Annotated in this window: 5 protein-coding genes; all 5 read right to left on the bottom strand. The window is 68.2% G+C overall.

Translation table 11 applies throughout. The features are described from left to right. Positions 1 to 115: 115 nt before the first annotated feature. The 5 genes from LC490_RS13715 to LC490_RS13695 all read right to left on the bottom strand — a co-directional run bounded on the left by LC490_RS13715 (position 116) and on the right by LC490_RS13695 (position 16,039). Complete coding sequence (locus LC490_RS13715) at positions 116 to 3,430, bottom strand: S8 family serine peptidase (RefSeq protein ID WP_223620513.1); 3,315 nt, start codon at positions 3,428 to 3,430, stop codon at positions 116 to 118. A 496-nt stretch (positions 3,431 to 3,926) separates the two neighbouring features. Continuing rightward, positions 3,927 to 7,211: a S8 family serine peptidase gene (locus LC490_RS13710; RefSeq protein ID WP_223620512.1), complete on the bottom strand. Its 3,285-nt coding sequence runs from the start codon at positions 7,209 to 7,211 to the stop codon at positions 3,927 to 3,929. 296 nt (positions 7,212 to 7,507) lie between these two features. Then, positions 7,508 to 8,776 (bottom strand): YadA-like family protein, encoded by a 1,269-nt coding sequence (locus tag LC490_RS13705; RefSeq protein ID WP_223620511.1) that lies wholly within the window; start codon positions 8,774 to 8,776, stop codon positions 7,508 to 7,510. Between the two features lie 143 nt (positions 8,777 to 8,919). After that, a complete protein-coding gene (locus LC490_RS13700; protein ID WP_223620510.1) occupies positions 8,920 to 12,198 on the bottom strand; it encodes a S8 family serine peptidase in 3,279 nt (1,092 codons plus the stop codon). Positions 12,199 to 12,739: 541 nt separating this feature from the next. Beyond that, positions 12,740 to 16,039 carry a S8 family serine peptidase gene (locus LC490_RS13695; protein WP_223620509.1) on the bottom strand — a complete coding sequence of 1,100 codons (3,300 nt, stop codon included), beginning with the start codon at positions 16,037 to 16,039 and terminating at the stop codon, positions 12,740 to 12,742. Positions 16,040 to 16,201 lie beyond the last annotated feature (162 nt).

Genomic DNA, 16,201 nt, shown 5'->3' with positions numbered 1-16,201 from the left:
CGATAATCATCGATCGATGCACGACCACATCGCAGGCATCCTCGCCGCCACGCAGGCACAAAAAAACCGGGCCCGCGAACGGGCCCGGTCTGGATGACGCTTCAGCCTGCGATGGTTACGGAGTGACGGTCAAGGCCACCCGCAACGCCACCTTCGGCCGCACCGGATCGTCGCTGGCCACGCAGACATAACCCACGTGTCCGCCCGGCGCGAGGCCGGCGGTGTTGATGCGCACGCGATTGGCGATCGTGCCGTGTCCCGGCACGGTGCCGAAGGCGCGGGTCGGCGCACCGATCCACGGCGCACCGCAAGCGCTCAGGCCCTGGATGTCGTAGGCCAGCCCGGCGAAACCGGCACCGGCCAACCAGGTGCCGACACCGCTCGCGTTCGGCGCGATGGTGCGGAACTGGCTGTCGCCGCTGTTGGAGGCGAACCAGACCCAGCGGTTGGCGAAGCTGGTACGCGCATTCACCACCAGCCAGTAGCGGCCCGGAGCGAGTTCGACGTTCTGCCCGGCCGCGACCAGGTCCAGCGCGATGTTGGCGCCGTCCAGGGTCACGCCCGTGCCGTTCGGCGCGGAGGTGTAGCTCCACACCGCACTGCCGGCCAACGGGTTGCTGCTGGGATTACCGCCGTTGTCGGCATACACGCTCCAGCTGATGTTGGTCGCCGTGCTCGCCAGGGACGCACCGCTGGACACGAAGCCCTCCGAGAACAGCTTGGACAGGCGAGTGGTGTCGGTCAGGGTGAAATCGTCGCTGGAGAACTGCGCCGGCAGACCGCCGGCCGAGGCCGGGTCGGTGTAGATCGTGCTGCGGAAGCCGCTGGCGACGCCTTCGCTGCTGGCGTTGACGACGGTGCGCGATGCCGAACCGGTGTTGTCGACCTGGAACTCCAGCGGCGAGGCGCTGGTGTTGCCGATGCTGAAGTCGGCGAAACCGCGGCTGCCGGCCCTCAGGCTCAGCGACACTTGTTCCGGGCTCAGCGCGATCGCCGGCGGCTGCACCGCGACCGCGATCGGCAGATGCAGATCGGGCGATGCGCGGGTCAACAGCGGCTTGAGGTCGAGCTGACCGAAGTGCCAGCTTCCGTCCTTGGCGAAGCCCTTGCTCAGCACGATCACATGCACTGTCGTGCTCTGCCCGGGCGCGGACAGGAACACCGGCGGGAAGGCGATGCCGTCGAGCCCCTTGACCTGCGCCAGCCACAACTCCGGCTTGCCCTGGGCATGGCGGAAGACGCGCTTGAACGTGCACGAGCCATAGCACTCGCGCTTGTCCAGGCTGGCCAGGTTGAGCTTGGAGACGTCGCCGCCGGTGGCCGGATCGGCTGCCAGGAAGTTCGCCGTCGTCTCGTTGAGCACCAGGCCCGAGCGCAAGGCGCGATCGACCTGGATGCGGCCCGCTCCCTTGGCGAAGGCGTCGGCCGGGGTGACTTCGTCTTCTTTGAAGACCTCTTCCTTCGAGGTCATCATCAAGGCCGACTTGATCTCGTGCGAGGTCCAGTCCGGCTTGGCCTGGCGCAACAGCGCGGCGGCGCCGGCCTGATGCGGCGAGGCCATCGAGGTGCCGCTGAGCAGGCCGACGATGTTCTCGCTGCCGGTCAGGGTGGTGCCGGAAATCACCGCGAGTATGTTGACGCCGGGTGCGGTGACGTCGGGCTTGATCAGATCCAGGCCGTCGGTCGGTCCGCGCGAGCTGAAACCTGCGAGCACGTCGGGCGTATTCGGAATCGGCGTCGGCGGGAAGTTGATCCCACCGGTCGTCGTATTGCCGTTGCCGGTGGCGAAATTGCGCAAGGCATCGCTGTCGGTCTGCGCGGCGAGGAAGGTCGGGATCGTCGTGCCCGGGACGCTGGGCGAGGTGGCGCCCGGCTGGTTGTTGGCGATCACCACCGCGACCGCACCCGCGGCGGCTGCGTTGTTGACCTTGACCGTGAAGTTGCAGGTGCCGCGACGCACCACCGCGACCGCATTCTGGAAGGTGGCGGCCGGGAACGCGGCGCAACCGTCGGCGGCGGTGTCGATGCCGGCGCTGACGCGGACCGGCGTGGTCGGCGGCAACGAGGTGGTGAACGCCGCGCCGGACGAGCCTTCGGTCAATACCACCGCCTGCAACGCCGGCGGCACGGCGCCGGGGCCGGTCACCTGCAGCAGATAGGCGAAGGTGCCGCGGCCGTGCTGGGAAGCGGCGGTCGTCGAGGTCCACGGTTCCTGGTGGCCCAGCGTGTTCGGGCCGGGGCCGCTGTTGCCGGCCGAGGTGGCAATGTAGATGCCGGCATCGGCCGCGTTGAGGAAGGCCAGCGACACCGCTTCGCCCCACGGCGAGGCGCCGCCGCCGATCGAGTAATTGATCACGTCGACGCCGTCGGCGATCGCCTGGTCGACCGCGGCCACCGCCGAGGTGTTGGGGCATTGGCCTTGGTTGGTCGCGATGATCGTGTAGCAGATGTCGTAGGCGATGATGTTGGCGTGCGGCGCGACGCCGGAAATGCGGATGTTGCGGCCCTTGTAATTCGCAGTCCAGGCGTTGCCGGCCGCGGTCGACGCGGTGTGGCTGCCGTGGCTGTTGGTGTCGCCGAAACCGGGCTCTTCGCGCAGGCCCGCAACGCCGCAGGTGTTGCCGGGCGGCCCGCAGACGAAGTCGTAACCGCCGATCAACTTGTCGTTGCAACGGCCTTCGTCGACGCCGCCGGGGGCACAGGTGCCGAGGTAGTTGCCGCTGCCGTTGGGATTGATGTGCTGATAGCCGGTATCGTCGACCGCGGCGAACGCCGGGCTGCCGAAGTTGATGCCGGTATCGAGCACGCCGACCACCACGCCTTCGCCGCGGAACTGAGTCGGGCTGGCGTTCCACAACGCCGGCGCGCCGATCAGCTGCGGGCCGACGTCGGTCGCCAGCGGATACTCGCGGTATTCCTCGACCAGTTCGACGCCGGGCAACTTGGCGATGCGCGCGGCTTCGTTCTGGGTCATGCGGGTGACCACGCCGTTGACGGCGTGATGCATGCGGCGCTCGATCGCCAGCGGACGACCGATCAACGAACTGATGCCGCGCTCGTGATCGCGCTGCACGGTGTCGAGATGGCGTACGTAGCTGCGCGCTTGCGCGCTCTGTACGTCGATGCGATTGCCGTCCGCGCTGTTGGCGGCAGCGCTGTTCGCGTTCTGCGCGCCGGCCAGGCGTTGCGGCGCGGGCAGGCCCGCGACTTCGCCGTGGTAGGTGCTGAGCGGTGCTTCCTTGTACAACACGATGTAACGGCTGGTCTGGGTTTCCAGGCCGTTATGGATACGATTCGGCGATGGTGCGCCGCCGATCGCGCCGGCATCGGCCGGGCTGTCGTTCGAGAGACCGCGGATCGCGGCCCCCGCGAGCGCCGCCAGCCCGACCAGGCTGATGGCGATCGTCAATCGGTTCAGTGCAGTTGGCATGAGAGATCTCCTCGTCCGTTCGCGAAGAAACCGCCCCACGCCTGCCCCCTCAGGCATGTCGCGGTTCGAATTCAGGAAGGTAAAGATCGTCGGCGACGAACGGCGGCCCTGCTCCGTGCCCGCAGCCCCCCAGCGCCCTTCCAAGCGCCGGAACTACCGCAAACGCAACGAGGCGTTGCCTCCCCTCCCAAGCCAGCAGCCTGCTGGAGGCTCGAACGTTGCGGCGTGATGAGTAACACATTTTCGATGCGCCCACAGATGCTTTTTCGGCATGTTGCAGTGCTGAAACCTCAGTTCCGGGGCAGGCGCGGACGTGCGGCCGATGCCGGCCAGCGATGGCAGCGAGGCCGAGCGAACCTGCGAGCCCTCGGCGAGGTTGCCGCTAACGACGACGGCGCCCGGTGGGGCGCCGTCGTTTTGTTGCGCCGCGGCAGAGTCGCGGTATTCACCTTGCATCGCAGCACGAGCCGCGAGTGAGGCGCGCTGCGGTGCGGCCTCAGGGCGTCACGGTCAACTCCACGCGCAAGGCCGAGTTGGGGCGCTCGGGATCGTCGCTGGAGACGCAGACATAACCGACGTAGTGCCCAGGGGCGAGACCGTTGCTGACGACGGTGACGTCGTGGTCGTCGCCATTGCCGATTCCGACTTGGCCGCTGCCCAAGTTGGTGAGTATCCAGCTCGCTCCGCAGGTATGCCGCGTCTCGACGCTCCAGGCCAGTCCGGTCCCGCCGGGCCCGGGCAAGCCATTTCTCCAGTTATAGAAACCCAGACGCATGGCGCGATAGCCGTTGCTGCCGGCCGAGTTCGATTGCAGCCAGATCCACTGCGTGGCTTGCGCCGTGCGCACGTAAGGCACTAACCAATACCGTCCAGGCGCCAAGTCGAGCGTCTGATTGGCCGCAGCGAGATCCAAGCCGATATCGCCCCCCTTGAGACGCAGACCGGGCGCGGTCATCGAAGCGGTGGAGAAATTCCAGACCGCCGGTGGATTGCCCACCGTCATCGGGTGTCCGGATGGGTTGCCGTTGAAATCCGGATACACGCTCCACCCCAACATCATGGCCACGTTCGCCAACGGCGAGCCGCCGCTATTCGCGCCTCGCACGAGCACTGTGCCGATGCGTGTGGTTTCGGTGAGGGTGAAATCCTCGGCGGCGAAGGCCGCCGGCGGATTGAGGTTGGGATCGGTGAAGATCGTGCTCACGTCTCCATACGCGATAGGCGAGGCGCTGGTGTCCACCAGCGTGCGCAGTGCGGTGCCACCGAGTTGGAACTGATACAGCAAGGACGAGCCGCCACGATTTTCGACACGGAACGGCACGGTCGCGTTGCTGCCCGCGGCCACGCTCAACGACACCTGCGCCGGATTGAACGCGATCGCCGGCGGCGGCACCGCGACCGCGATCGGCAAACGCAGAACGGCCTGAGTACTGCCGCTGCCAGAGCTCAGTTCCAAACGGCCGTGACGCCACGAGTTGTCTTTCGGCACGCCGCTGCTGTCGATGGTGACGAGCACCGCCTGGCTCGCGCCCGGCGTCAGCGTGAACTGGGTCGGCGCGACCGTGCCGGGAAAGCCATACAGAACCAGGTTCCAGGTCTGCGCGTTCGCCGAGGTATTGCGGAAAACCCGGGTGAAGCTGCAACTGTCGGGACACTTCGCCTGCGCCAGGCTCGCCAGGTTCAAGTTCGCCGGGTCGCCGCCGTTGGCCGGATTGGCCGCGCGGAAGTTCGCCGCGGTTTCGTCGAGCACCAGGCCGGCGCTCCAGGCCTGATCGACGCGAATGCGGCCGGCACCGATCGCATGCGCATTGCCGGGCGTGTACTCGTCGGGCAGGAACACCTCGGGCTTGGCGGTCATCATCAAGGCCGACTTGAGCTCGGCCGCGCTCCATTGCGGCCGTGCCTGACGCAGCAACGCCGCCGCGCCGGCATTGTGCGCGGTCGCGATCGACGTGCCGTTCGCCAACGCGACCGCGGACTCGCTGCCGCTGATCGCCGTGCCCGACGTCGCCGCCAGCACCAGCACGCCGGGTGCGGTCAGGTCGGGCTTGAGCACGGAGAAACGGCCGGCCGGCCCGCGGCCGCTGCTGCCGGCCAACACGTCGGGCGTGTTCGGGATCGGCGTCGCCGGATAGCCGATGCCGGCGGTCGCCGAGGCCTGGGCCATGGCGAAATCGCGCAACTGCGTGCCATCGGCGGCGGAAACGTGGAAGGCCGGGATGGTCGTGCCTGGATAGGTCGGCGCGAACGTGCCCGGCACGTTGTTCGCCATCACCACCGCGACCGCACCGGCGGCAGCGGCGTTGTTGACCTTGATCGAGAAGGTGCAGGTGCCACGGCGCATGATCGCAATCGCGCCCTGGAACGTCCCGCTTGGAAATGCACTGCAACCATCGGACCCGGTGTTGATGCCCGGACTCGCACGCAACGGCGTGCTCGCGTCTATCGCCGCAGTCAGCGCTACACCGGTACTGCTTTCGCCCAGGACGATCGTCTGCACCGCCGCCGGCACCGGTGCGGGCCCGGTGACCTGCAGCAAGGAAGCGAACTCGCCGCGCCCATGCTGCGCGGCCGCGGTCGTCGCGACCCAGGGTTCGAGATGCTCGACCTTGCCCGCCTCCGAGCCCAGGTTGCCTGCCGGCACCGCCACATAGATGCCGGCTTCGGTGGCGTTGAGCAACGCCAAGGACACCGCTTCGCCCCAAGGTTCGAGACCGCCGGTGATCGACAGGTTGAGCACGTCGACGATGCCGTCGGCCACGGCCTGGTCGACCGCCGCGACGACCGACACGCTCGGGCAATAGCCCTGCCCGGTCGAGACCGCGCTGTAACAGGCGTCGTAAGCGATCAGATTGGCGTGCGGAGCCACGCCGGAGATGGCGACGTCGCGGCCCTTGTACTGGACCGTGCGCGCATTGCCCGCGGCCACCGATGCCACCTGCGTGCCGTGGCCTTGGCTATCGCCGAAACCGGGCTCTTCGCGCACCGTCGAGATGCCGCAAAAATTGCCCGGCGCGCCGCAGATGAAATCGTACCCGCCGATCAGCTTGTCGTTGCAGCGCCCTTGGTCGACGCCGCCGGGAGCGCAGGAACCGAGATAATTGCCGCTGCCGAGCGGATTGACGTGTTGATGATTCGCCGCATCCACGCCGGCGAACGACGGGCTGCCGAAGTTGATGCCCGAGTCGATCATGCCGATCACCACGCCATCGCCCTGGAACGAGGTCGGGACGGCATTCCACAACTCCGGTGCGCCGAGCAACGCCGGTCCGGTGTCGCCGGCCTGGGCGTATTCGCGATACGGCTCGACCAGCAAGACTTCGGGGTGTTCCGCGACGCGCGCAGCCTCGACGGCGCTCAAGCGCACTACCGCGCCATTGAGCGCGTGACGCAGGCGCCGCTCGACGTGCAGGCGGCGTCCGAGCGCACGGCCGATCTCGGCCTCGTGCTGCGCCTGCAGGCGCTCGAGGTGATCCAGATAGGCGCGTGCGCCATTGCCATGCACGTCCAACCGTCCGCGGCCGGCAGGGCCGGCCTGCTGTCGCGCCGCTGCCGGCAGATAACCCGACTGACCGCGATAGGCGCTCAGCGGCGCCTCGCGATAGACCACGACGTAGCGCACGGCGTCGCCGCCGCTGCCCGTACTCAAGCCCGGTGGCGGAGCGCCGCCAACCGGTCCCGAATTTCCTGCCTCCTCGCGCGACACCTTCATGGCCGCGAAAGCGAGCGCTGTCACCGCCGCCGCGGCTAGCGCCACGGCGATCGAAATCTGCTTCGACATCCTGTTGTCTCCCCGGGTGATGGGACGGTACGAGCGCACCGCCCGGCCGCGATGTTCGCATTGCGCCATGCGGATGTCCGCTGCGGCCGCGCGCATTGCGGTGGCTTGCAAAGGCACAACCAAGCTGCGCCCGACCGGCCGCCGAGGCTGCGATGCCGGGACCCGCCCCGCAGCCTGCGCGCCTAAAAAAAGCGGCGCCCTTACGAGCGCCGCCTAGAACTTGCCGCTTTTTGAAATCGCGCTTCAACGATCGGACATGGACTGCCCTGGGTTACGCGATAACGATGCGAACCGCCTTACCAGCCGAAGCCGACGCCCACGCCCGCCGAGCTTTCCGAATCGCTGAACGCACCGCCGACGGTGACCGTGGCGCGGTCGCTGATCGCGCGCTGATAGCCGATCGACAAGGCCTGCTCGCCGCCCTGGAAACCGGCGCCGACCGCGATGCGGTTCTGGGTGCGCAGGCCGGCCGCGCTGGCCGACATCTGCACCATCGCCGAAGTCATCGCGCCCAGCTTGTCGATGCGTTCGTCCTGCTTGTTGAAGCGCCAGTTCATGTCCTCGCGCAGTTCGTTGATCGCCGCGGTCGGCGCCGCCAGCATCTGGTTCATGCGCGCATCGGTGTAGGTGTTGGCGCTGCGCAGCGTCTGCGCATCGCCGGCCTGCACCTGGGCGACGTTGGCCGCATCGGTCGGCGCGGTGCCGGTGGCGACGTTGGACACGCGCGTGCCGCCACCGCCCTGCAGAGTGACCTGTGCCTTCGAAGCGTCGTCATAGGTCACCGACGAAGCCACGCCGGCGCCGACCCGCGTGTAGAGATCGGTCAAACGGCCGTCGACCGCGGAGAAGGCCGCGCCGACGTCGTTGTAGTTGCCGCCCTGGATCACATAGGTCGGCGGCGTGAACACGCCGCCGGCGAAGCTTGCGCCGCCGCCGAAGGCGCCGCTCAGGGTGTTGAGCTGCGAAAGGTTCACCGCATCGGTGTCCTGGGTCGCGGCGGCGACGTTGACCAATTGCCGCTCGCTGCCGGCGGCGCCGAAGGACACGCTGTTGGCGCGGTCGGCGATGGAATCGCTGCCGAGCGCGACCGAGCCGACGGCCGATGCCGAGCTGTTGGCGCCCAACGCGGTGGCGTTGTCGACGCTGGCCGAACTGCCGGCACCGCTGGCGGTGGAGAAGCGTCCGCCGGCCGTGCTGGCCGAGCCGCTCGCGGTGGAGAACTCGCCGGCCGCGGTGGCGCTGTCGCCGATCGCGCTGCTGTTGGCGGCCGAAGCGGTCGCGCCGGTGCCGACTGCGGTGCTCTGGTCGCCCGCGGCGGTGGTGCCCGCGCCGACCGCAACCGCGCCGACCGCGCTGGCGGTCGCGCCGGCGCCGGTGGCCACGGCGAAGTCGCCGTCGGCGCTGGCGCCCTGACCGCAAGCGATGGCGCTGCCGCCGGCGGCGGTGGCGCCGCCGGTGGTGGTGCCGCCGAAGCCGTCGTCGAGCACGCAGGGCTCGCCGGCCCAGACGGTTGTGCAAGCCAGCGAAAGAGCGGCGGCGAGAAGAGTCTTGTGCGAAATGTTCAAACTGTCCCCCAGTAGGATGTCGTGCGCCGCCGCGGATCCGTGCATCGGCGCGGCGGTGGAAAGAGGCATCGACGCGGACCGCACAAGCGGCCGCGCCGGGTTTTGAGGTGCCGGACCCGAATGCGGGTCCGGCACCCGGAGCGTCACGGCGAGGGCGTGACCGTCAGGGCCACCCGCAGCGCCGCCTTGGGACGCAACGGATCGTTGCTGGCCACGCAGACATAGCCGGAGTAGCTGCCCGGCGCGAGGCCGGCGGCGCTGATCTGCACCTGCGTGTCGACGTTGGCGCCGACCGCGAGGCGGCCGAACGCGCGCGACGGCGCGCCGATCCAGGTGGCGCCGCAGGCGTTGGCGCCCTGCAGCTGATAGGCCATGCCGGGCGCACCGGCCGTCGCCGTCCAGGCACCGCTGCCGTCGGGGACAATGATCGCGCCGCGGTAGATGTTGTCGCCGCTGGTGGCGTTGAACCAGAACCAACCGGTCGCCAAAGGCGCGCGCACCGATACCACCAGCCAGTAGCGACCGGCCGGCAGATTGACGTTCTGACCGGCGGTGGCGAGGTTGAGGTTGATGGTGGCGAAGCCCGAGGTCGACACGCCGGCGCCGTTCACCGTGGAGGTGTGGCTCCACACTGCCAACTGCGGCGTCGATTCCGGATTGCCTTCGGGGTTGCCGTCGACGTCGCGGAAGATCGACCAGTTGATGTTGGTCGAAGTCGCCAGAGAACCGCCGTTGACGAAACCATCGGCGACGATCCGGGTGATACCGGTCGCATCGCTGAGGGTGAAGTCATCCGCCGACAGCTGCGCGCGCGCGCCGACCGTGGCCGCGTCGGTAAAGCGAGTGGAACGACGGCCATTGGCGTTGTTCGGCAACTGCGCGACCAGCGTGCGTCCACCGCTGCCGGTATTGTCGATCTGCCAATCCAGGTTGGACCCGCCGATGTTGCCGAGGCGGAAGGTCACGTTGCCGCTGCTGCCTTGGGCGAGGGTCAGCGCGGTGGCCGGAGTGGCATCCAGACGCGGCGGTTGCACCGCGACCGCGATCGGCAGGCGCAACAGCGGTTGGCTGGTGTCGCCGCCGGACGGCGTCAGCACCAACTTGCCGAAGTTGAAGTTGCCGTTCGAGGGCAAGGAACTGGTGCTGACCGTGATCTTGACCGTCTTGCTCTCGCCCGGATTGAGCGTGAACAGCGAGGGCGAGACCAGTGCGCTCAAGCCCTGCACCTTGCCGGTCCAGGTCTGCCGGGTCGACAGCACGTTACGGAAGGTGCGGGTGAACGAGCACGAACCGGCGCAGCTGAACTTGGCCATGCTGGCCAGGTTCAGCGCCGAGACCTCGCCGCCGCCGGCCGGATTGGCCGCACGGTAGTTAGCGGTGGTCTCGTTGAGCACCAGACCGGCGCGGATCGCTTGCTCCAGTTGCAGGCGGCCGGCGCCCATCGCGTGCGCATCGGCCTGAGTGACGCCGTCCTCCTTCAGCACTTCCTGTTTGGCAGTCATCATCAGCGCCGACTTGACCTCGGCCACGGTCCAGTTCGGACGTGCCTGGCGCACCAGCGCGGCGGCGCCGGCATGGTGCGGCGAGGCCATCGAAGTACCGCTGATCAGGCCGACCAGGTTCTCGCTGCCGCTGATCGCCGTGCCCGCGGTGACGGCCAGGATATCCACACCCGGCGCGGTGATTTCGGGCTTGATCACATCCAGGGTGCCGGCCGGGCCGCGCGAGCTGAAACCGGCGAGCTGGTCGGGCGTGTTGTTGACGATCACCGACGGGAACGGAATGGCGCCGACGCTGGTGTTGGCGTTGGCATTGGCGAAGTCGCGCAGCAGGTTGCTGTCGGCCTGGCTGGCGACGAAGGCCGGAACGGTCGCGCCGGTCACCGTCGGGGTCAGCCCCGTGACTTGGTTGTTGGCGATGACCACCGCCACCGCACCCGCGGCCGCGGCGTTGGCGACCTTGTCGCTGAAGTTGCAGGTGCCGCGGCGGACTACCGCGACCGAGTTCTGGAAGGTATTGGCCGGGAATGCGGCGCAACCGTCGTTGGCGGTATCGATGCCGGCGCTCACGCGCACCGGCGTGTTGGCCGGAATGGCGACGGTGAACGGCGTGCCGCCGCTGCCTTCGGTCAGTTCGATCGCCTGCAGGTCGTCGGGCACGCTGCCCGGGCCGGACACCGACAGCACCCATGCGAAGGTGCCGCGGCCGTGCTGCGAAGCGGCGGTGGTGGCGACCCACGGCTCCAGATGGCCGGAACTGTAAGACCCCGGGCCGTCGTTGCCCGCAGCGGCGGCAACGTAGATACCGGCATCGGTGGCGTTGAGGAACGACAACGAGGTCGCTTCGCTCCACGGATTGGAACCGCCGCCGATGGAGTAGTTGATGACGTCGACCACGCCGTCGGCGATGGCCTGGTCGATCGAACGCACCGTGGCGGTGTTCGGGCACAGGCCGCGGCCAGTCGAGATCTGGGTGTAGCAGGCGTCGTAGGCGATGATGTTCGCGCGCGGCGCGACGCCGGAAATGCGGATGTTGTGGCCGCGGTAGCTCGCGGTCCAGGCGTTGCCGGCCGCGGTCGAGGCGACGTGGCTGCCGTGGCTGTTGGTGTCGCCGAAGCCGGGCTCTTCGCGGATGTCGGCCACGCCGCACTGGTTGCCCGGCGCGTTGCAGACGAAATCGTAGCCGCCGATCAGCTTGTCGTTGCAACGGCCTTCGTCGACGCCGCCGGGGGCGCAACTGCCCAGGTAGGTGCCGGCGCCGAGCGGGTTGACGTGCCGATAGCCGCTGTCGTCGATCGCGGCGAAGGCCGGGCTGCCGAAGTTGATGCCCGAGTCGATGATGCCGACCACCATGCCCTCGCCACGGAACCCGGTCGGAGCGGCGTTCCACAGCGCCGGCGCACCGATCAGCGCAGGGCCGACGTCGGTGGCCTGCTCGTATTCCTTGTACGGCTCGACGAAGCGCACTTCGTCGAGTTGGGCGAGGCGATCGGCCTCGCGCGGGGTGAGCTGGGTGACCATGCCGTTAAGGGCGTGGCGCATGCGGAAGTCGATGCGCGGGCTGCGTCCGAGCAGGCCGCGGATGCGCTGCTCGTGCTGGGCCTGGACATCGCCCAGATGCTGCACGTAGCCGCGCGCCGCCGCGCTTTGGACGTCGATGCGTCCATTGCCGGCGACCGTGCTCGGCAGGCGCTTGGGCGCCGGCAAACCGCGCACTTCGCCCTTGTAGCTGCCCAACGGCGCCTCGCGGTAAACCACGATATAGCGCTGATAACCGTCCAGCGCTGCCTCGCTCGGCAGCGACGGCGGCGGTGCGCCGCCGATCGGCCCGCTCGGGCCGGCATCGCGGCCCGACATCAGCGCGCTCGCCCCCGCGACGGCGGCAACCGCGGCGATCGCCGCCGCAATGGAAGTCCTCTTCATCACTTTCCGCATTCCCCTAGCCCCTCTTTGCTGACGCATGCGCTAAGCGCAACGCCTGGCCAACGCGACCGGCATTGCGCACTCGTGTAGGGGAAGGTGGATCCGTCGCGGCGCCGGCGTGGACACGGCCCAGGTGCTGCGTTGTTCCTTCCCCCTGAAGTCACAACGCAGGCGGAACGGGATCCCCCCACCCGCGTCACACTTTATTTGTGGAATAACTTTGCGAGCCGTGGCGAAACCGGCCGAACGATGGCCGCCGAAACCCTTGCTCGCCAGCTTTGAATCAGGTAAAGGCACGCAACGAGCGCAACGACCGATCGGATACACCGTCGGAACCCTGGCGACGACGTCGCTTGGGCAACGAACCACGGCGCTCTTGCGAACGGCGCCGGGCCCCTGCCGTCCGCGCCCGTCCCGCGCTCCCGATGCCGCGACCGCCCAGAAGGCGGCGCGCCGAAATCAGCGCCGGCCGGGCCTGCCAGGCCCGGCCGAGCGGATCATCGAGTGCCTGGCGCCAAGCGCTGCACCGAAGGCATCGCGACTAGGGGGTGACGGTCAAGGCGACACGCAAGGCCGCCTTCGGCATCGCGGCATCGTTGCTCGCCACACAAACGTAGCCCACGTGATTACCCGCAGCCAGGCCGGCGGTATCGATCTGTACCTGGATGTCGACGGCTCCGCTGCTGGGAATGCGGCCGAACGCGCGGTTCGGCGCACCGATCCAGCTCTTGCCGCACTCGTTCGTGCCCTCCAAGGTGTACGCCAATCCGGCGTGCCCGGCGGCTGCGCGCCAGGCTCCGGTTCCGTCGCCGGCGACGGAAAGCGTGCGCAACACGTTGTCGCCGTCCAGCGAACCGAACCAAGCCCACGAAGTGGCGGTCGGCGTGCGAGCGGATGCCACCAGCCAGTAACGACCGGCGGCCAGGTTGAGGTTCTGACCGGCAACCGCGAGATTCAAGCGAATCGCGTCGCCGCTGATCGACACGCCAGTCGAGTTCGGCGCGGCGGTGTATCGCCACACCGCCAATTGCGGCGTGGTTTCCGGATTGCCCTCGGGGTTGCCGTTGACGTCGCGGAAGATCGACCAATCCAGGTTCGTCGCGCTTTCCAGCTTGCCACCGCCGGTCGTGAAGCCGTTGACGACGATCCGCGCGATGCCGGTCGGGCTGTCGAGGGTGAAATCGTCGGCCGCCAGCGAAGCCCGACCGCGCGTAGTCACGTCGGTATTGCGGTTGCTGTAGAACCCCCTCCGGTTCGGATTGATGCCTTGCGCGACCAGCGTGCGTCCGCCGAAGCCGGTGTTGTCGATCTGATAGTCCAGCGCGACGCCGCCGACGTTGCGGGTGCGGAAGTTCACGCTGCCGCTGCCGCCCACGGGCAGGGTCAAGGCGACCTGCGCGGGTTCCAGCGCCGCCTTGGCCGGGCGTATCGCCACGGCGATCGGCAGACGCAACACCGGCTGAGCCGTTTCGCCACCGGAAGGGCTCAACACCAGCCTGCCGTAGCTGAAGGCCCCGTTCGTGGGCAGCGAACCGCCGCTGACGCTGACCTTGACCGCCTTGCTTTCGCCCGGATTGAGCGTGAACACAGACGGCGAGACCACAGCGGATAACCCCTGCACTTTCGCGATCCAGCTCTGGCGCGTGTTCAAGACGTTGCGGAACGTGCGGGTGAAGGTGCACGAATTGACGCAGTTGAACTTAGCCATGCTGGGCAGGTTGAGAGCCGCGGCATTGCCGCCGGCGGCCGGGTCGGCGGCTAGGAAGTTCGCCTTGGTCTCGTTGAGCAACAGGCCGGCCTTGATCGCCTGGTCGACCTGGATGCGGCCCGCGCCCATCGCATGGCCGTCGGCGGGCGTCACCGAGTCTTCTTTGAACACCTCTTGCTTGGCCGTCATCATCAAGGCCGACTTGATCTCGGCGACGGTCCAGGCCGGGCGCGCCTGACGAACCAAGGCAGCCGCCCCGGCATGCTGCGGCGAAGCCATCGAGGTGCCGCTGGAAACACCGACCAGATTCTCGTTGCCGGCGAGCGTGGCTCCGGATTTCACCGCCACAATCGCGACGCCCGCCGCGGCGAGGTCGGGCTTGACCAGATCGTACTCGCCCGCCGGACCGCGCCCACTGGAGGCAGCCAACACGTCGGGCGTGTTCGGCACCGGCGTCGGCGGATAGCCGATGCCGGCCGTGGACGTATTGCCGTTGCCGGCGGCGAAATCGCGGATCGCGTTGCCCTCGGCCATCGGCACGCCGAATGCCGGGATGGTGGTGCCGGGCACTGGCGGCGCGATGGTGCCGGCGACGTTATTGGCGACGACGACGCCGACGGCACCGGCGGCCGCCGCATTGTTGACCTTGATCACGTAAGTGCAGGTGCCGCGCCGGATCACCGCGATCGCGCCCTGGAAAGCGCCGGCCGGATAGGCCGCGCAGCCATCGTCGGCGCTGTCGAAGCCCGGGCTCACCCGCAACGGCGTAGTGTTCGGCAGCGCCGCCGACAGCGCCGTGCCGCTGCTGCCTTCGGTCAACGACACCGCCTGCAGGGCGGGGGCTATCGCGCCGGGACCGGTCAACTGCATGAGGAAATCAAAACCGCCGCGACCGTGCTGGACCGACGCGGTCGTGGCGACCCAGGGCGCGTTGTGGTTCACGCTGAAGGCGCCCTGCGCGCCGTCGTTGCCGGCGGCCGCCGCGACATAGATGCCGGCGTCGGTGGCGTTGAGAAACGACAGCGCGACCGCATTGCCCCAAGGGCTCTTGCCGCCGCTGATGGAGAAGTTCAGCACGTCGACGACTCCGTCGGCGACCGCCTGATCGACCGCGCGCGCCGCGGCCGACTCGAAACAACCGCCGCCAACCGCAGGCTTGGAACAGACGTCGAAAGCGACGATGTTGGCGCGCGGCGCCATCCCGGAAATCGAAACCGCCCGGTCCTTGTAGCGCGCGGTCCAGGCATTGCCGGCGGCGATGGAGGCGACATGGCTGCCGTGATCCATGTTGTCGCCGAAACCGGGCTCCTCCAGTACGTCAGGCTTGTCGCACTGGTTGCCGGGTTCGCCGCAGATAAAGTCGTAGCCGCCGATCAATTTGTCGTTGCAACGGCCCTCGTCGACGCCGCCGGGCGCACAGGTGCCCAGATACTTGCCTGCGCCGAGAGGATTGACGTGGCGGTAGCCGCTCTCGTCCACCGCCGCGAATGCCGGGCTGGCGTAGTTGATGCCGGTATCGAGAATGCCGATCACGATGCCTTCGCCGCGGTACTGGCCCGGGCTCGCGTTCCACAAGGCCGGCGCGCCGACCAGTGCGGGGCCGGTATCGGTCGCGGGTTCGTACGCCGCATCGGGCTGGACCAGTTGCACCTCGGGCAAGGCCGACAGACGCTTGGCCTCGGAGACGGTCAGTTCGGTCACCACTGCGTTCAGCGCATGGCGCAGGCGGTGTTGAACCTTCATGCGACGACCGAGCAAGGTATCGATCCTGCGCTCGTGGCGAGCCTGCACCTGGCCCAGATACTGAACGTACTGGATCGCTGCGGGACTGCGCACGTCGATGCGATCGCTGCCCTTCGACCCACGCACCCGGCCGACGCCGGCCAGCCGCCCGGGTGCAGGCAATCCCGCCACTTCGCCCTTGTACGTGCTCAACGGCGCTTCGTCATAGACCACGATGTAGCGCTCGTACTGCGCCACCGCGGTGTCGGCCTGACGACTCGGTATAGGAGCACCGCCTATCGCCAGACCACGATCGGAGTCGCTGCCCGACAAACCCACCGTCGCACCGGCGATCGCTGCCGCACCGGCGATCGCAATCGCGATCGATGTCCTGTTGAATACCTTCGGCATTTCCAAGAACCCCTGCAAGTTGCCCATAAGAACGAGTGCACCGCTCCGTTTCGGCGGAAGCGCGCAGTCGCGCACGCAAGGAACATTCCAGGCTTGCGATCGTCTTGCACCGCATTCTCAACTTCGCCGACATGTTCCCTACCACTTGAACAACGCCGGCGC

The organism is Lysobacter sp. ESA13C (genome assembly GCF_019970005.1).
GTDB classification, from domain to species: domain Bacteria; phylum Pseudomonadota; class Gammaproteobacteria; order Xanthomonadales; family Xanthomonadaceae; genus Lysobacter; species Lysobacter antibioticus_B.
Note: the sequence above shows the minus strand (reverse complement) of the source record. Positions and strands in the feature narration are given on the sequence as shown.